Source organism: Moorena sp. (genome assembly GCF_982860115.1).
This window is the reverse complement of the sequence record NZ_CEYLVT010000008.1, coordinates 1-17,089: the sequence shown is the minus strand read 5'-3', so window position 1 is coordinate 17,089 and position 17,089 is coordinate 1. Positions and strand designations below refer to the sequence as shown.

The window sequence follows — 17,089 nt, the reverse complement described above, 5'->3', positions numbered from 1 at the left end:
AATCACAACTAGAATCCTCTCAAGTAAAAGTGCGTCAATCTCAGCAGCAGTTAGTCGCTCTCAGAGGAGAAATTCAAACTACCCAAGAACGGCTTAAATCCTTCAAGACAGAACGCCAAAGTTTAGAAAAGAAACTAGTAGCTGTGCGAGGGGAAATCAAAACTTCCCAACAACGGCTAGAAACCTCTCGCCGTGAACAACGAAGTTTAGACCAGAAACTAGTAGCTGTGCGAGGGGAAATAAAAACCTCCCAAGAACGGCTAGAAACCTCTCGCCGTGAACAACGAAGCTTTGAACAGAAACTAGTGGCTGTGCGAAAGGAAATTAAAACTTCTCAAGAACGGCTAGAAACCTCTCGCCGTGAACAACGAAGCTTTGAACAGAAACTAGTGGCTGTGCGAAAGGAAATTAAAACTTCTCAAGAACGGCTAGAAACCTCTCGCCGTGAACAACGAAGCTTTGAACAGAAACTAGTGGCTGTGCGAAAGGAAATTAAAACTTCTCAAGAACGGCTAGAAACCTCTCGCCGTGAACAACGAAGCTTTGAACAGAAACTAGTGGCTGTGCGAGGGGAAATCAAAACCCTACAAAAACAGCGAGACACTTTCCGCACTGAAGTAAAGACATCACAAGAGCGTTTAGTTGCTATTCGAGGAGAAATACGCAGTTTGGAAGAGAAAATAAATGTATCTCAGGGAAAATTACGTCAGTTGGACGATAAAAAGCAAGTTGCAGCGGAGAATCTACGTGTTGCAGAAGTTCAGTACTGTGGTTTACAAGAAAAGCTGAGTGAATTGGAGGTAGCAATAAGCCGAATCAGGGGTACACAACAGGCATCATACGAAGTGAAACGTTGCCCTCTTGCTAATCAAAGATAGGGAGGGTTGCGATTAGTTAAAGTGGGATTTTTTCTCATATATTTTACCCTTTCTAATTTGAAATAAAAACAACTATGCGTAAGCATTAAACTATCAGCTTAATGCTTACGCTAGCTGTTCGCTTAGCGTGGGTGGCACAGGCTACAAGCCTGTGAGGTAGAGCATTAGCTGACAGCTGAATTCTCACCAATATCAATACTATCAATATCGCTCTAATAAAAGCTCGACTTCTTCCTCCAATTCAAAATCTTTCATTGCTTCCCACTCGGCTTTCTTTACCGCTAGATAGGCTTGAGCCAATTCTACTCCTAAGGCATCCAATAGTACTTGATCAGCACTTAAGTTACCAATCGCTTCCCCTAAATTAGTTGGCAATAATTCAATACCCCTCTGACTACGTTCTAATTCTGTCAAATGTCCTGGATCTACTGCTACAGATTCTCCCAATTCCAAACTGTTACGAATTCCATCCAAGCCAGCCGCAATTACTGCTCCCAAGGCTAGATAAGGATTAGACGAAGCATCAACAGTTTTCAGTTCAAAATTGGTTGGACTCTCACCATCTGGGTTACTCGGTACCCTGACCGCAGCCTCTCGGTTATCGATTCCCCAACAAAGGAACGCGCCACTCCAACAATGAGGGCGAATCCGTCGATAGGAATTAGTGCTGGGTGTAGTTAGTGCCATTAAAGCAGGTAAATGCTGTAAAATTCCAGCAATAAACTGACAGGCAACTTGGGAAAGTTTCCCATCCTCTTCTGGATTCAGTAACAGGTTTTTCCCATCCCGCCATAGGCTGAGGTGGAGGTGACAACCATTACCAGCTTGGTCAGCTAGGATTTTGGGCAGAAATGAGGCAACCAGGTGATGTTGAAATGCGATCGCTTTTACTGTCTCCCGGAAGGCTATTTGTTGATCTGCCGCTGGTAGGGCTTGGGTGTATAGTATAGAAATTTCCTGTTGACCAGGACCAGATTCTGGGTAATACTGCTCTACGGGCATCCCTTGCTCCACCAAGGCTTCAGCAATGTGGTCAATTACCTGCTGATGTTGATCCATTGCCAGCGTCGAAGCAAATACGGTATTGTCTACCGGTAGAATCCCCTCAGGAGTTGGCTGCAGCAGGTAAAACTCATTTTCATATGCAGCAACCACTTGTAAGCCCTCACTTTCCGCTTCTGCTACCATCCTTTTGAGGAAGTTTCGGGGACAATACGGCCATGGGCTACCATTGTTGACCATATCCCCAAACACACGAGCATGACCAGGAGCATAGGGTAAGGGGGTTAAGGTTTCCCAATCCGGTACTAAGCGGATTTCACCGATTGGTCCCAAGCCACTGCCTGGGACTGGGGCATCTAACATCACCGGTAAAGCTTGCTGAGCTGGTGAAATACCCACACCGTGCTTGAGGTAGTCTGGTAAGGTTTTCCAGTGGACTGCTTTACCACGAATGATGTTAGCATTGTCGCACCAGAGGATACGCACAAATCGAATACCTAGTTCATCTATAGTGTTCAGGATTTTATTTTTCATTAAAAATTTTTTTTAAATTATTAGTTTTTATGGTGTTTAACTAGTAGAAAATATCCTCTCCAAAATATAGACTCAGTATATAATAATTAATGGTTAATTGTTACTATTGTTAATAGTTAATGGTTACAGTAATTAAGCATAAATCGGGTTTATTAATATAATTACTGGATTTCAGCCTTTGATTTATAACCAGTTTGACTCCGTGGGTGGAACGGGCATCTTGCCCGTTTTATTGCCGGACTGGCGGTCTCAACAGTGGCGAAGAGGCGGAAAATGAGAGCTCGCCCGTCTTCTGTGCGCACCCTACGCACTACTGATAATGAGGTGCATTGATGACATAGCACTTTCTGACCCCTCATCCTACTAATACCACTATTACCCATCATCCCCCTATTCTTGACCTCATGACTACCAAGGTCAAGACGTATCGGTCATGGATAAGGCTGAGATAGGAATCCTCAAACTGCTATCTTGGAATGTGTTAACTTGTCCATCCTGAAACAACTGAAGACTATGACACGAAAGATTATCCGTACCCCCAATGCCCCAGCACCTGTAGGACCATACAATCAAGCGATCGCAGTCAGCGGTCAAATGATTTTTGTCGCTGGTCAAATTCCCCTTGACCCTAGCACCGGTGAGATTGTTGGTGCTAATGATGTCGCCAAGCAGACAGAACAGGTAATGGCTAATCTTGAAGCTATCCTAGTCGCTGCTGGAGCTAACATCCCGGACATAGTCAAAACCACGGTATTTCTGGCAGATATGAATGATTTTGCCACAGTAAATCAGATCTATGCCAAATACTTTAACGAGGAAGACGCTCCCGCTCGTGCCTGTGTTGAGGTTTCCCGACTACCTAAGGATGTTTTAGTCGAAATTGAATGCATTGCTGTGATCTAGGGCTTGTCTGTCTTAATCTATACAGAAAAATCAATGGTATTTATCTAATCGATTCGATATTGAACCGTAGTTTTAGGAATTCTTGACATCAGTTGAATTTAGCGATCGCTCAGTAATAATTCCTATAATCAGTATCATTTGCCAAACGAGCTCTCTGGGGGATCGCTACCCAAATACCTTGGAGAATTCACTTTGCAGACATGCCCTAGGGCTTTCCTAAAAAGTTCCAGCTGCTGAAAAGGATTCGAGCTGGGTATCATTCTTGACAAGTTAAGATGACTTTATAGTTGTCAAGTACTCCATATAGTTTTTTAAAAACCCTAGCACTATCTATTTTTAAGGTATCTTTAAAAAAGTTTTATATTTTTTTTGTATAAATTTCATTTTTATAGATTAAAATTTAACGAAAAAGCTCAAAATAAATAAAATTGAAGTTAGCAAAAACATTGAAGTTAGCAAAAACTAGGTATTAATTTAAATTTAATAATTTTTAAATATTTCTTGAAAGTATTAATATATATGGAGTTTAGGCTTTCAAATGCAAGCAAAAATGTTGATTAAAATACAACAAAAGTCAAATAGTAAGCCAGTCATAGATATGATCCTTCAAAGGGTGGTTATTTAAGTAAGTTTATGATGAACAAAATGAAAACAAAAGTTCTGATTGTGGGAGCAGGTCCCTGTGGAGTTTTACTATCTCATTACTTGTTACGTCGTGGTAACTATAAAATCGACATCTATGACCGCCGCAGTGATCCCAGAACTATCTCTTTCTCTAAGTACAGAGCCTACCCCATTACCCTTAGCGAACGTGGACTGAGGGCTTTGAGAGAAATTGACGGATTAGAAGAAGTCCTTAAAGCTCAAGGAGTGGAAATCACAGGTACGATTTTTCACATCAAAAATGGCAAGAGTAAGTTTGTGTCGAAAAAGAAACCGCTGATTGGTATTGACCGTACTGCTTTGGTGATTAACCTGTTAGAGCAACTAACAGAAAAGTTTGACGACAGTCAAGTTAGCATCCACTTTAACTCTAAATGTACCCAGGTTGATTTCAAAGCGAAAACCGTGACGTTTGAGAACGAGACAACAGAAGAGTTAATTGTTAATTATGACCTGTTGATTGGTGCAGATGGCTGCGGTTCAGTGGTAAGAAAGCATTTGCTGAAAACAGAAGGGTTTGAGTGTGAACAAAACTACGTTCGTAGTCAATACAAAACGGTCTTCTTACCTCCCCCATCAGAAGAAGGACACAACCTGAAACTGGGTAATATGCATGGATGGAGAACGGAGGATCGGATCACCATGTTAGCAGTACCACAACGGAATAAGACAGTTAGTGGTGTTGTTTTTTTTCCCCACGACAATAATCAGGTAACAAGTCTTTCCAGCACAGAGGATGTGCGGCAATTCTTTAGTCGTAATTTTCCAGAGATAGGTAAGAGCATATCTGACGTAGAAGTCGAAGCTTTTCTTAAACGACCAATCTCTAAAGTTAGTAGAGTTTGGTGCAATCGCTATCACTACGGTGATAGCGTTTTGATTATGGGAGATGCTGCTCATGCGGTATCCCCATTTATTGGACAAGGTTGTAATTCGGCTTTAGAAGATGCAGTAGTTTTGAACAAACTTTTGAATGATTCTTCTGACAACTTAGTGAAGGTAGTTCCTGAGTTTACGAAGCATCGACTCGCAGATGGTCAAGCCTTGTTAGAACTCTCCGAGCATACTTTTCCTTTATCCAAGTGGTTATTTTTTGAGTATGTTTTGAGAATGAATTTTACAAGAATGATGAACAAAGTATTTCCCAAATATTGCTCGCCTTTCTTTTTTGACATGCTCTCCGAAACCACAGTTCCTTATTCAGAGATTTTGAAGTCAGCTCAAGGCTGGATATCAAAGGTGAAGAAGTCGAACGATAAATTCTTACAAGCTGAATGCTTACACTCTATCAAAAAATTATAATTATTCAATTGGAATCGTTATAATCGCAATCCTAAATCAATTGTGATAATTTTATTACCTGTTCCCTACTCCCTACGGTGCGCTTTCCGTAGGCGAATGAAATTCGCCACGGGTCGCACCGCTCCCTACTCCCTGTTCCCTGTTACCTTTACTAAAGCAATGACTAATGATGTTTTAAGTAGAAAAGAAAGGATATTTGATCTGTGGGCACCACAATACGATTTTCTATTAACTACAGTATTTTACCAAGCTCTCCACAAACGGCTGTTGGAGTATCTGGAACTGAGCAACCAGCCCAATGTTCTAGACCTTGGCTGTGGGACTGGTCGTCTACTTAATCGCCTAGCTAAGGAGTTTCCCACCCTTACAGGCATTGGACTAGACTTATCGACCGAAATGCTCCGCCAAGCTCGACAGCAAAACCAGTATCGGGAGCGAGTAATCTATAAAAAGGGAAATGCGGAGTCTCTACCCTTTGCTGAGGGTCAATTTGAGGTGGTGTTGAACTGCATTAGCTTTCTGCATTATCAGAATCCTCAACAGGTTTTCCTAGAAGTTAATCGGGTATTGAGTTCTCAAGGACGTTTTTACTTGATTGACAACACTGCCAATGAAGACGTAGCCTCTTTACCATTGTCCCCTGATATTCGTTTATACAGCCCTAAGAAACGGGAGGAATTTGGCAAGATAGCAGGTTTGTCATGTTTAGGACATCACTACCTCCTGGGGACATTTCTGCTCAGTATTTTTGGCAAACTGTCATGAAGCCCATATCTAAAGGTATAGGCTGTTGACATCTACTCCCCTTGTTACCCTTTCTGGGTGGCCAGGGGAGGTTGAATCCCCTACATGACCAGCTCACCTCATGGTCAAGGATATCTAAGTCATAACAGCTAAAGGTGCTAGAGGGTTTGACGTTTTTTTTATAACTAAAGAATATTCAATTCAAATTTGAAACAGCTTATAGCGTTTTAAATTATCCGTTTAAAACGGATATATATAAAGATTTTAGCAAGATTTTTTGTTCACAGTCCTTAAGTAGATAAAGATTTTAACAAAATTACTTCTGCTATAGATTCTTATCTATAAATGAACTATATGATGAACTACGAAAATATTGTGTAGTCAACACTAATGAAAACCTTATTAGCAACTGCCCTAGGAACTGTATTATTCACAAGTACTGCCCAAGCCGCAACATTTGTAGATACTAGAGAAGCCTTAAACCCTAATGATTTCCTAGATTGGTCTGAACTAGTTGAGGTTCCTGAGGATCTTGTAGGACCACCTTTACCCACCCTACCTAACCCATTTTCAGCGACTTCACCTGGGGGTCTTAATTTAAATGTCAGCATCCCTGCTGGAGAGTTTGCGCGTATTGATCAAACTCCTTTTTTCCCTGGTGCATTTGATGTAGGGGATGGGCTTCTATTTACAGGTCTTGGTAATCCTGGTCCACTGACTATTACCTTTGATACTCCAGTCTTTGGTGTTGGGACACAAGTTCAATCCGATCCTATAGAAATTTTTGACTACATAGCAACCATTGAAGCGTTTGATAGCTTGGGAAATAGTCTAGGAAGTTTTGAACGTCCAGGTGTAAGCGAGATAAATGCTGGCGGCGGCGTAATCTTTACTGGCGTGTTTGATAGCAGTGGTGACATCAAAACCTTGGTGCTTAATGCCAAAGAAGAGGGCGTTGATGTACCTTTCGCGATTAATGCCCTGAGTATCAGGTCTGTTCCTATCAGTGTTCCCGAACCCTCAGTGATATTGGGACTTTTAGTTATTGGTGGTACCGGGAGTATCGTTTCCCGGCTCAGAGGCTTGCCAGAAAACAACTAATATGGAGTCCGGTTGAATACTTATAATTATTCGGTGTTCGTTACTTGTTACTTGAAAATTTAAAATTGGCAAGTAACAAGTCACACTTAACAAGTAAAATGTATGCTTAACTTGAAAGACTAGTAGTTGAGTCCTCGTTTTTGATAACGATATTTAGCCACAATCGGGTAAACTACATTACGGAGCCGGTTGAGAGCTCCCACAGGACGATGAACTACTAAGCCATTCCATGGGGAAAATCGCAGGTTTTCAGCAGAGTCGTATTGTTTGTCAAAATCGATGATCTGATGCTTGACTGTAAGGCGACCAACCGTAAAAAATGGTGATTTCTTCTCACTCCAACGAATTGTGACATCATCGATGGACATTTTCGGGTTGGTTTGGAATTGGATACCAAAGTCCCAGCAATAAAGGGCATCGGTTTTTGATAGTTGTTCGATCAGCTCGTCTCGATAGTAATTGTCCGGTTTGCTTTCATCCAATCCCAGAGCCTTGGCGCGATTGATGAAGGGAAGTTTGGGAATACCTGGTCGGGACTGATATCGCATGCTTTGATGGGGAGGCTGGCATGAAACAGGGGTAAAGGCATATTTGATCACGGCGGGATAGTCAACAGGAACTAAGCCCGGTTGAGACTGATCAAAATCTGGTTTGAGTCCAAGGGCATAAGCAGAACCACTCCAATACCGTTCCGTTAATAAACTCTTTGGGGTTCGAGCTGTTACTTTAGCTAAAGCTAGCAATTGCCTGGGATGAGTCCTGAGCCACTTTTGGGCAGCTTTTTCTGACTCAACTATGGAGCCAAAAAATTCATAATAATATTTGATGGTTTTGATAAAAAAGATCTTGGCATTTTGAACAATAATATCTTGAGTGTTTGGTTCGTAGCTTTGTTCAAATCTTTCTCCTTCAACACCAATCACTTTCACAGACATTGAGCGTGTGTCTTCGACATAGTCGTTTTCAACATTTGTTCGCCCATTGGCAAATCGCAGCTGAACAGGATATTGTTTCGGTGTGGCAAAAAGTCCTTGCTTGAGGGAAATCCCATTGAGTTGCTCTTGAGTAAGCCGAGTTCGTTTCGCTAGTTCAGTCTTAATGCTCTGTTCATCAAAATCAAAAATTTCTAGGTTTCCCTCCACCGAGGCGTGGGTTTTGGCATGGGTATCTCGCAAAGCCCGTTCTTCATCCTTGTAAAGCTTATCCATCTGAATCCTGACTTGTTCGGCTACAAGATTGTAATAGTTTAGTTCGTCCTTTTCCGGATATTCTGTAAATAGCTTCATGGTTATTTTTATATAGAAAAAATTTCAGGAATTGGTGGTGATAAAAACTCCGTTAGTATAGCAGCCGATTTGATTCGGGTATTGTCACTTTAGTGAGCATATAGCTGGGGATTGAGACTCAAATTTGACTTAACTGGTGATTTATTAATCACAGAGCCAGCTAAATTTATGGTTAAATTTTTAATTGACAATACCCGATGCCTTGCTTACGGATTGTCAAATGTTACTTTATAGTTTTTATCTTGCTGTGGAGTATTGCGGTTTACCAGATCTGAGAGAGTATTTGTGTTTTGTATTACTTCCCAACCGACCGGGGAAAAGGTTTCTTTGTTGAAGATATTTTCTGCCAATAGGGGATTGGTCAATGCTTGGGAAAACGCATCAATTGCTATCAGTCGGTTAACCAGGGGAGGTACTGTCGCATTTGGTGGCACATCCTCGGCATAGAGTCCCACATAGAATTCTATATTGTTAACATCACCGTATAACCGTTTTAGTTCCCTTTGAGTATCTTCATCAGCTGTTATCTGATCGAAATCCGTCACCCGGGGAAACTGAGACATTTCCCGGTAATCATTATAGCTGGCCAGTTGAGCTTGACGACCTAAGTCGAGACTTTTCAATTCAACAGGTATTAGGAATTCCGGTGTGTTAAACAAACCAATTTTGGTGCCTGGTTGGGAACAGGTCTCCTCAAACAATGGTCCCAAGCCTTTATTGATCAGCATCTCATTATTCCAGAGGCTATCCATCATGGGAATTGGCTTGCTGTCATAAATCAAAGTCTCCGGAAGGGCACTGTGCCAACGATATACCAAATTAAATTCCACTGTCATCCAATTCTGGCGATACCACTTCTGATTGGTAAACGCTGCGGGATCCACAATGAAATTGAAGTAATAGGAGGTAATGTGATTAACATACTCTTCCACCACAATTTTCATGATTACCACCATCACGATGTTTCTGGCCGTTTGGAAGAGTCGCTCGTCATCCCAATCGGGATAATGCTTAGCCAGTAAATCACACAGGCGATTGTGTTCCCTCAGACACAGAACATTAAGCATTACATAGCCAATTTGGACATTGGCTCGTTCTACACCCATAGCAAATAGTTTTGCTTTCTTGGCTGGGTCGAGTCGCTTCTCATCATTGAGCGGCTCATACAACCCGTCAAACTCTGGCTTGACCACTCCCTTTTCTGGATCGTCGTAATAGAAGAGAGGATATTCTTCACCATTGATAATCTGGCTTTTCAGTTTCCCGCCCTGATGGGATCTCAGCATGTCTGTAGATTTTCTGTTCAACCCATAGACGGGACATAAATCGATGGCGTGGTTAGAGGTATTCTTTAATTTATTGTAGTGATCAGTGCGCAAAAAGCCATCCGTAAACCACTGCACCCAATAGGGAAACAGCAGGGTAGACTTCTCGGAATAGATGGTTTTCCCCTCTTGTTTGCGAAACAAAACAGCAAGGTCTTCGAGAGGGGGAAGGTTACCTGCTTTGTTGTACTCTGGATCGGGGGGTAAATGTCGTCCGCTCCAGGTTCGGTCTGTTAATGAGTCCCAAGAAGTATAGGGTGCGATCGCGCTTAACTTATGGGGACGAGTGGGAATTTTGTAGACGACATTGTTAATCATTGTTTTGTTGGCTTGACGTCTTAGAGAGTCGTTGCTTTGAATAAACTCCCAAATCCCCTTGAAGTTGTTTAAAGCAAAGTCTTCTAACCGGTTCCTAAATCCGTCTCTAGATGTATTCCTTTTTTTTGTCATCGAACTAGTTCCCTTTTGGATATATAGCCTTGAGAAATAGGTCATGAAAAACTATGCCTATTTCTCATAACGACAAAAACTACTCGTAACTCTTTACTACTCTAACCTTTGCCCTGTTCGCTGTTCGCTTTTGGCCTCACTCCTCTGTTTACATCTCAAATAAAAAGCCTAGAGCAGTATTACTTGTCCCAAGAGTTTTTGTCCCAAGAGTTGTTACCTTTGAAGTTACACATTTGTAATTATAGTGTTCTATCTAAATCTTATCCACAGTTTCAAAGGATTCTGAACCCAGTGGACTGGGCTTCCAGCCTTGAATATTGGCGCGCTTACCTAAAAGCGGTTGGGAGTGGACAATGGGAATGCGCACGGCTTCTTCAAATAAAATTTTATCCACTTGGCGATAGATTCTTGCTCTAGCATCCTGGCCTTGGGTCTTACGACCGCTTTCCAATAGCCGTAGGATTTGGTTATTCTTCCAACGTCCAAGGTCAGCGGTAGCATTAGGTCCGAAGTGGGAATAGTAGAAGTTATCTGGGTCGCCATATTCCCCAGTCCAACCCAATATAAATCCTTGGAAGCCAGGAGACTTTTGTCGGTCTTTGAGATAATCTTTCCAGGGTTTGGTTTTTAAAGTAACCTTGATACCAATCTTACCTAAGTCATCAGCTATTGCTTGGGCGATGGCTTTCGGATCAGGATAGTAGGGGCGGAAAATTTTCATATACCACAGTTCAAGGTCAAAGCCTTTGGCGTAGCCAGCTTCCCTCAGCAGTTGCTTCGCTAGCTGTGGATCATATTTATAGCTACCAAAATTGGGTGACTCAGACCAATCCAGTAGGGGTGGGGTGAAGTGAGCATCATTCTCTCCTAAACCCTGCCAATTTTTTTCGACAATCTTTTGGTGATTAATTCCTAATGCGATCGCAATCCGTACCTTTTGTTTGGAAAGGGGTTTGTAGTTGGTATTGAGGGATAGATATCCGACGTTGAAGGAGGGACGGAAAATAGATTTGAGGTTAGCCTCACCAACTAAATTTTCTAATTGCTTAGGAACTAGGTCTGACGTGAAGTCAATCTCTCCAGATTTCAACATGGTCAGCCGCTTCGCAATATCCGGGATGAACCGCACGATTACCTTTTCTGCTTTAGGTAGGTTTGGTTTCCAGTAGTTTGGGTTTTTTTCTAGGATAATTTCCTTGCCATTACGCCACTCTTTGAATTTAAAGGGACCTGTCCCTACTGCTAGAGATGAGTCACGACCATACTTAGAACCTGCTTTCTTGATGGCGGTTGGGCTAGCGATACCAAAGTAGCCTGACCCAATCATAGCTGGAAAAATGGTTAAGGGCTGTTTCAGGACAAATTGAATTGTATACTTATCTTTGATGACTATCTCTTGTAATAGGGATTTAGACTTTCCCTTGAAGCCACCAAATAAATCAGCCCAAATTTGATACTTTTTGTCTTTATCGCGATAGCCATATTTGTTTTCCGGGTCCCACCAACGCTCGACATTGAACTTAACTGCTTCAGCATCGAAATTAGTCCCGTCATGAAACTTCACCCCTTGGCGCAGTTTAAATGTCCAAACTCTGCTATTTCGAGACGCTTCCCAATCAGTAGCTAATCCCGGTTCCAGTTCAATGGTTCCCAGCTTGTATTCCACCAGGCGATTGTAAATTTGTTTCTGGACAACTAGGGATTCCCGGTCGCTGATATTACCCGGTTCTAGGTTTTCTGGTTGTCCCACTGCTCCGTAAACGATAGTCCTGCCCTTGGAATCCTTAGTAGGTTTAGTAGGGGAAGGAGTAGGAGTAGGAGTAGGAGTAGGAGTAGGAGTAGGGCTGGGAGTAGGGCTGGGAGTAGGAGTAGGAGTAGGGCTGGGAGTAGGGCTGGGAGTAGGGCTGGGAGTAGGACTCTGAGAAACAGTAGGAGTAGGACTGGGAGAGGTATTTTTACCAATCCAATTAGAAGGGCTAACGCAGTTAGAGAGAACTATAGTTAGGACAAAAGCCACAAGCAACAGTATGGGTCGCCATCGCCTCATTGATAAAACTCCTTTATATTGCGGCTCTTGCCAAGAATCGGTAACTAATAGGCATTAGTCATTTGTGATTAGTTTTTATTGACAGGACTTACCCTTGCTTGTGTTCCTAAACTCTAATTGTAGGGGTGCAATGGTTGCGTCATCACTATATGTAGTGCAACTTCTGAAGTCCTAATTGCTTTATGTTGATTTGGATACATGCTCCCATTATAAAAATAATTCCCGGAATTTTAGGGGTTAATTGTGTTGTTTAAACTTTTTGTGTTATCAAAAAAGTCCCTATCACTAAAGACACAATAACTATGGTAAAATCTATACCTGCTCCCCGTCCCCTAACCTTTCAAGGGTATGTTTTTTACAAAGACGTCAGGTGTGGGGTGTAGGGTGTAGGGTGTAGGGTGTGGGGGTACAGACAAGCGTGATTTGCGAGGTCTTGGGAAGGCAGCGCCTTCGTTGTTTTTCTTTTCCTCTTCCTCTGAGTCGTCCCATGTTTTACCCAAATGTAAAAAACCTACCCCTGTGAGCGTCCCCTAACTCCCTAACTAAAGTCAGAGCGATAACTGATCCAACCCTACAGTCAGTTTCCAAGGGCTATGACTCCGCAACAGTTCTACAAGCAATGGCAAGTGACCCATCAGGTTCTTGCTTGTATCTGTTCCCGTTCTAAAACCTAAAACCTAAAACCTAACACCTAACACCTAACACCTAACACCTAACACCTAACACCTAACACCTAATTATGAGAAAATGTTAAAAAAATCAGTCGAAATTTCATTTTTATAGTAGTTAGAGTTATACGATTACGATTGCATAGCTTGTAGGAGCGCTTAAGCGCACTTGGCAATTGCCGCTAATTTTGTGTCCATAACCCCTCATCAAAACAGGGTGCATTTAGGATATCCCATGAGTACACTTGTGGGATAGGGTCTTGACTCTAGAGCAGTTCTTATGGTTAACTACTCATAGTTAAGTGCGAGGGTAGCAGCGGGCAAGGTTTGTCCTACTCCTAGACGGAGATAGGTTCATTTTTAATGTCGCTCTTTTGTAATTTGTAATAAGTCGTAGTTAGGTCTGTATGGAGTAAGCATATGGATAGTGCTGTTGCGAGCAAAATGTTAATTGGTAATCACACCTATCAAGAGGATGAATTGAACTCAAGGGTAAACTCAAATGCGATCGCAAAATCAAGCTCTATTCTGGACTTGATTTCCTCAAATTCCGATCAAGTAAGGGTATTTGCCTTCGATATCCGAAGCCAACCCCACTTTCAGGGCAAGAATACACTCGAACCTTGGGCGTCACGAGCCCTAGCTGTAGCTGGTTCAGACGATGTCGTGATGATTCCTGGAAATCTGGATGCAGAGTACTACGACTGGCTGAAAAATCTTGGCTTAGGACCCCAGAAAGTGTTTGCCTTCAACCGTGAAAATGAACCAGCACTGCTCTCAGAGCTGATAATGCAAAAAGCGGATGAAGTTAGAGCATTTCTTGCATCTATAGGAAAACCGTTGGTGTTTGTTCCCTATTATTCGGCAGATGTAGATAAAGAGGCGGCGTCAACAATTGATGCCGTTTTTTTTGGCTGTGATCAGTCTATTACCTTAAAGTATTTTGACAAGTCCACCTTCAAGTCCTTGTGTCAGTCTCTTGGTATTCCCACAGTACCAGGAACTATCCTGAGTAAATCATCAGACTCTCAGGATTTTGAGACAGAACTGCGAGAGGAAATCTTAGGTTGGCTTAAGGATTATGAGACGTTACTGATCCGGGGCGCACAAGGGTCTGTAGGCTCATCACTTTATCAAGTTAACAGCAGTAATATCGAAACTCATATCCCAAAAATGCTGGCATCGACAGAGAGTTGTTTTTTAATTGAGCCATTCCTCAAAGTCATTACATCCCCCAATGACCAGTGGATGATTGGCAGCAATGGAGAAATTGCTCATCTGGGCATAACATGCCAACTGTTTAATGGGTTAAAACATATCGGTAACGTGAAAGGAAAACCCTATTCAAGCCGGATAGAAGGGTTAATTCGCGATTACTCGTTCAAAATTGCCCAGCAGATGCGAGATGATGGCTATCTTGGCATCTTAGGCATCGATTATATTGTCACAGATCAAGGAATATTTCCGATCGAAAATAACGCCCGACTGAACGGATCGTCCTTTGCGTTTTTTATTCTTGACAAGTTGTTTGGTTCTAGTGACTACGATGGATGCTGGAAGGTGTTGAGACTTAAAATCGAACCCTGTAGTTTTAGCAACCTACGGGAAAAGATTGGTTCCTTAATCTACCAGGGTAATGGGACTCATAATTTTGTTTTTCCTTATGAATTTGACACCTTACAAACTCAAGGGGATGTTACTCTCCTAATTGTAGCTGAGGATTTACATCACCTGGAATACGTTGAAAAAGAGCTATTATCTAAACTAGAGATAGCAGCTCTTAATTGAACTAAGGATTGATATAAAAAAAATACGACAATCATCAGATTAATTTATCCATTTAAATGGAAAATGGTCAACCTAGGCATTTAAATTAGGCATGTATGTAAATTTATTCTAGGCTTTTTTCATTTTCCATTTTCCTTTTTTTTTTTACCTTTTCCATTTTTACTTTTCCTTTTTACCTTTTCTGTTATTGATTTTACATTAATTAAATCAAACAGATGATTATAGTGATTCATAATCTAAACCAAATCAATATGTACATTATCAATAGCCCAGTTATCGAATCCAGAACCACTATGGTTAACCTGTAGCCAGCGGAATTGAGTAGCACTAGTTATAGCATCGGTGTCAATGCTCTCAGTAATAGTTGTCCAACTGATGTAGTCTTCTGTGTCATACAAACCCAGTCTTACCCAAGAGATACCGCTATCAATGGAATATTCAAGAGCGATATCTTCCCCAGAATCTGCATTCTCCCCTCCATTATTACTATTACCAATGATCAGATCAAAGGAAATAGTACCGCCACGGGAAACATCTAGGGCTTGGGTAAGAGCATAACGGGAGTTATCTTCTGCAGAACCGCCATCAAACCAAAGGGAGTTGCCATCGCCACCAAAGTTGGTATTAACTTCACCATTGCTAATTTCTGCCCATTGGCTATTATCGCTATCTGGGTCAAAGTCATCTTCAAAGATCAAGCCATTCAGTGTCAGGTTATCAATCAGCAGCCCAGAATCAACCGTAGAATCGGCCATATCCACAACTCCTATACTGAAGGTAAACGTGCCAGCTGTTGTAAACTCGTAAGTAAATGTTTTGTAGCCAGTTTGTAAATTAAAAGAAGTTGTGGAGGCGACAAAGTCACTAGTTGTATCTGCTACTTCTAACAAGTCCCCTGAGGAGATAGAGACAAAGGCAAAATCGTTATAAACATTGTTGGCAGTGTTTTCATTGGTGATGAAGTTCCAATCAAAGGTCAAAATGTCACCAGCTTCTACAGTAATTGGTGTGAATTGGATAGCTGAGCCTTGATTAACATTCCCATTGCCTAGTTGATCTAACTCTGCTGTTTTTAACCCCAAGAAGTTTTCCAGTTGAGCAATGCTGACAGACTGGTTTCCATTGGTAATTAATGCTTGGTAGCTTCCTTGAGTTGGCATGATTCCAAGTGCCTCTGTTTCAAGTCTAGCATTGCCGATAGTCTGCCAATTGGTAAAATCACTGCTCTCGAAACTACCTTTTTGAAAAACATCTTGTGATGTCATAGTTATAATAATCAGTCAGAATGTGTTTAATTTCGACGATAACATCAGGGATTTTTGATTGTGTAAGTGATTCTACTATTTTATTTAGCTAGGATAGGATTTGGCATATTCGGATTAGGAATTAGGCATTAGTACTAAGAAGATTTTAAAGTTTATGTAAAGTAGCTGGTATAATCTTGGTATAATCAAACAAGTAAAGTGGAGATAATGGGATGTCTAGAAGCATCTCTGTGATCAAGGTTGGGGTTTGGTAACTTTTAAATTAGTAATTTTAAAATTACTAATTGTGATTACTCCTAAGCCATTACCCATTACCCATTACCCATTAGTCTGTAGTACTAAGTTTTTTTATGCATGCTCTATCAATTCCAACTTGGATTATTCACATTTCCAGTGTTATCGAGTGGATCGCTGCAATTTGGTTAATCTGGACCTATGGTGAAATTACTGGTAATCGTGCATGGTGGGCATTGTCTTTTGCGATGTTACCAGCATTGGTCAGTGCTATGTGTGCTATCACCTGGCACTTTTTTGACAACCAACAATCCCTGGAGTGGATGGTAATACTCCAAGCAGCGATGACGGTTGTAGGTAACTGTACCCTCTGTGGAGCAGCTTGGTGGATTTGGCGTTCAGCCTAGGGTTGCTACCAATGTCAGGGATAAGTTTTACGAAAATCACTCAGCTATCAGCTATCAGCTATCAGCTTATGTGCTACGCACACGCTACTTGAGGTGCTATCAGCTGACGGCTGACGTTTTACCAATCATTTTGACAAGCATTTTTCCTAATCTTCAGATGATTTCTAAAGAAACATTATTTACCATTTCCCTATTTCCTTACCTAGGATTCTTGTGGTTTCTCACTCGTTCTGGACAAACACCCCGTTTAGCGCTAATCGGATTTTACGTCCTCTTGGTGTTTGTTTTTATTACCATTCCAGCTGGGATTTATTCTGAGGTAGTTTATCAGGAAGCATTAGCTGATGTGGATTGGCTACATGGCAGTGCTGAGTTTTTTTTAACCCTGTCCAATACTTTAGTAGTATTGGGGTTCCGACAAGCAATTATGGAACATATAGCAAAGGGAACAGGGAGTAGGGAGTAGGGAGTAGGGAGTAGGGAGTAGGGAGT

13 protein-coding genes are annotated in these 17,089 nt (G+C 41.6%); 8 read left to right on the top strand and 5 right to left on the bottom strand.

Features of this window, described 5'->3' with window-relative positions; translation table 11 throughout:
• A partial coding sequence (locus AC4II3_RS02530; RefSeq protein ID WP_490722769.1) for a hypothetical protein occupies positions 1–878 on the top strand: 878 nt, incomplete at its 5' end.
• A gap of 201 nt (positions 879–1,079) precedes the next feature.
• Here the strand turns inward: AC4II3_RS02530 and AC4II3_RS02525 are convergent.
• Positions 1,080–2,414 carry a glutamine synthetase family protein gene (locus tag AC4II3_RS02525; protein WP_488011061.1) on the bottom strand — a complete coding sequence of 445 codons (1,335 nt, stop codon included), beginning with the start codon at positions 2,412–2,414 and terminating at the stop codon, positions 1,080–1,082.
• A gap of 513 nt (positions 2,415–2,927) precedes the next feature.
• On the opposite strand from AC4II3_RS02525, the gene AC4II3_RS02520 reads away from it, so the two are divergent.
• The 4 genes from AC4II3_RS02520 to AC4II3_RS02505 all read left to right on the top strand — a co-directional run bounded on the left by AC4II3_RS02520 (position 2,928) and on the right by AC4II3_RS02505 (position 7,127).
• Positions 2,928–3,317 (top strand): RidA family protein, encoded by a 390-nt coding sequence (locus AC4II3_RS02520; protein ID WP_488011059.1) that lies wholly within the window; start codon positions 2,928–2,930, stop codon positions 3,315–3,317.
• A gap of 645 nt (positions 3,318–3,962) precedes the next feature.
• Positions 3,963–5,282: an FAD-dependent oxidoreductase gene (locus AC4II3_RS02515; RefSeq protein ID WP_488011057.1), complete on the top strand. Its 1,320-nt coding sequence runs from the start codon at positions 3,963–3,965 to the stop codon at positions 5,280–5,282.
• Between the two features lie 159 nt (positions 5,283–5,441).
• Positions 5,442–6,047 (top strand): class I SAM-dependent methyltransferase, encoded by a 606-nt coding sequence (locus AC4II3_RS02510; protein ID WP_488011063.1) that lies wholly within the window; start codon positions 5,442–5,444, stop codon positions 6,045–6,047.
• 369 nt (positions 6,048–6,416) lie between these two features.
• Positions 6,417–7,127 (top strand): PEP-CTERM sorting domain-containing protein, encoded by a 711-nt coding sequence (locus tag AC4II3_RS02505; protein ID WP_488011055.1) that lies wholly within the window; start codon positions 6,417–6,419, stop codon positions 7,125–7,127.
• A 119-nt stretch (positions 7,128–7,246) separates the two neighbouring features.
• Here the strand turns inward: AC4II3_RS02505 and AC4II3_RS02500 are convergent, their stop codons facing one another.
• The 3 genes from AC4II3_RS02500 to AC4II3_RS02490 all read right to left on the bottom strand — a co-directional run bounded on the left by AC4II3_RS02500 (position 7,247) and on the right by AC4II3_RS02490 (position 12,235).
• Entirely contained in the window at positions 7,247–8,413 is a 1,167-nt protein-coding gene (locus AC4II3_RS02500; protein ID WP_488011053.1) for a catalase family protein, read from the bottom strand.
• A gap of 206 nt (positions 8,414–8,619) precedes the next feature.
• Positions 8,620–10,188 carry a peroxidase family protein gene (locus AC4II3_RS02495; RefSeq protein WP_488011051.1) on the bottom strand — a complete coding sequence of 523 codons (1,569 nt, stop codon included), beginning with the start codon at positions 10,186–10,188 and terminating at the stop codon, positions 8,620–8,622.
• A gap of 253 nt (positions 10,189–10,441) precedes the next feature.
• On the bottom strand, positions 10,442–12,235 hold the full coding sequence (locus AC4II3_RS02490; RefSeq protein ID WP_488011049.1) for an ABC transporter substrate-binding protein: 1,794 nt from the start codon (positions 12,233–12,235) through the stop codon (positions 10,442–10,444).
• 1,088 nt (positions 12,236–13,323) lie between these two features.
• Between AC4II3_RS02490 and AC4II3_RS02485 the strand changes: the two genes are divergently transcribed.
• The gene (locus AC4II3_RS02485) at positions 13,324–14,691 is read left to right on the top strand and encodes a hypothetical protein (protein WP_488011047.1); all 1,368 of its coding nucleotides are present in this window, start codon (positions 13,324–13,326) and stop codon (positions 14,689–14,691) included.
• 236 nt (positions 14,692–14,927) lie between these two features.
• Here the strand turns inward: AC4II3_RS02485 and AC4II3_RS02480 are convergent, their stop codons facing one another.
• Positions 14,928–15,956, bottom strand: coding sequence for a hypothetical protein (locus tag AC4II3_RS02480; RefSeq protein WP_488011045.1), 1,029 nt, complete (start codon positions 15,954–15,956; stop codon positions 14,928–14,930).
• 350 nt (positions 15,957–16,306) lie between these two features.
• Between AC4II3_RS02480 and AC4II3_RS02475 the strand changes: the two genes are divergently transcribed.
• Together AC4II3_RS02475 and AC4II3_RS02470 are read left to right on the top strand one after the other, a co-directional pair.
• Positions 16,307–16,597 (top strand): DUF2499 domain-containing protein, encoded by a 291-nt coding sequence (locus tag AC4II3_RS02475; protein ID WP_488011043.1) that lies wholly within the window; start codon positions 16,307–16,309, stop codon positions 16,595–16,597.
• Positions 16,598–16,754: 157 nt separating this feature from the next.
• Positions 16,755–17,063: a DUF3593 domain-containing protein gene (locus tag AC4II3_RS02470; protein ID WP_488011041.1), complete on the top strand. Its 309-nt coding sequence runs from the start codon at positions 16,755–16,757 to the stop codon at positions 17,061–17,063.
• Positions 17,064–17,089 lie beyond the last annotated feature (26 nt).

Excerpts from the sequence above, each read along its gene's own strand:
- AC4II3_RS02525 (WP_488011061.1), bottom strand. The coding sequence starts at position 2,414 with ATGAAAAATAAAATCCTGAACACTATAGATGAACTAGGTATTCGATTT.
- AC4II3_RS02520 (WP_488011059.1), top strand. The coding sequence starts at position 2,928 with ATGACACGAAAGATTATCCGTACCCCCAATGCCCCAGCACCTGTAGGA.
- AC4II3_RS02515 (WP_488011057.1), top strand. The coding sequence starts at position 3,963 with ATGAAAACAAAAGTTCTGATTGTGGGAGCAGGTCCCTGTGGAGTTTTA.
- AC4II3_RS02510 (WP_488011063.1), top strand. The coding sequence starts at position 5,442 with ATGACTAATGATGTTTTAAGTAGAAAAGAAAGGATATTTGATCTGTGG.
- AC4II3_RS02505 (WP_488011055.1), top strand. The coding sequence starts at position 6,417 with ATGAAAACCTTATTAGCAACTGCCCTAGGAACTGTATTATTCACAAGT.
- AC4II3_RS02500 (WP_488011053.1), bottom strand. The coding sequence starts at position 8,413 with ATGAAGCTATTTACAGAATATCCGGAAAAGGACGAACTAAACTATTAC.
- AC4II3_RS02495 (WP_488011051.1), bottom strand. The coding sequence starts at position 10,188 with ATGACAAAAAAAAGGAATACATCTAGAGACGGATTTAGGAACCGGTTA.
- AC4II3_RS02490 (WP_488011049.1), bottom strand. The coding sequence starts at position 12,235 with ATGAGGCGATGGCGACCCATACTGTTGCTTGTGGCTTTTGTCCTAACT.
- AC4II3_RS02485 (WP_488011047.1), top strand. The coding sequence starts at position 13,324 with ATGGATAGTGCTGTTGCGAGCAAAATGTTAATTGGTAATCACACCTAT.
- AC4II3_RS02480 (WP_488011045.1), bottom strand. The coding sequence starts at position 15,956 with ATGACATCACAAGATGTTTTTCAAAAAGGTAGTTTCGAGAGCAGTGAT.
- AC4II3_RS02475 (WP_488011043.1), top strand. The coding sequence starts at position 16,307 with ATGCATGCTCTATCAATTCCAACTTGGATTATTCACATTTCCAGTGTT.
- AC4II3_RS02470 (WP_488011041.1), top strand. The coding sequence starts at position 16,755 with ATGATTTCTAAAGAAACATTATTTACCATTTCCCTATTTCCTTACCTA.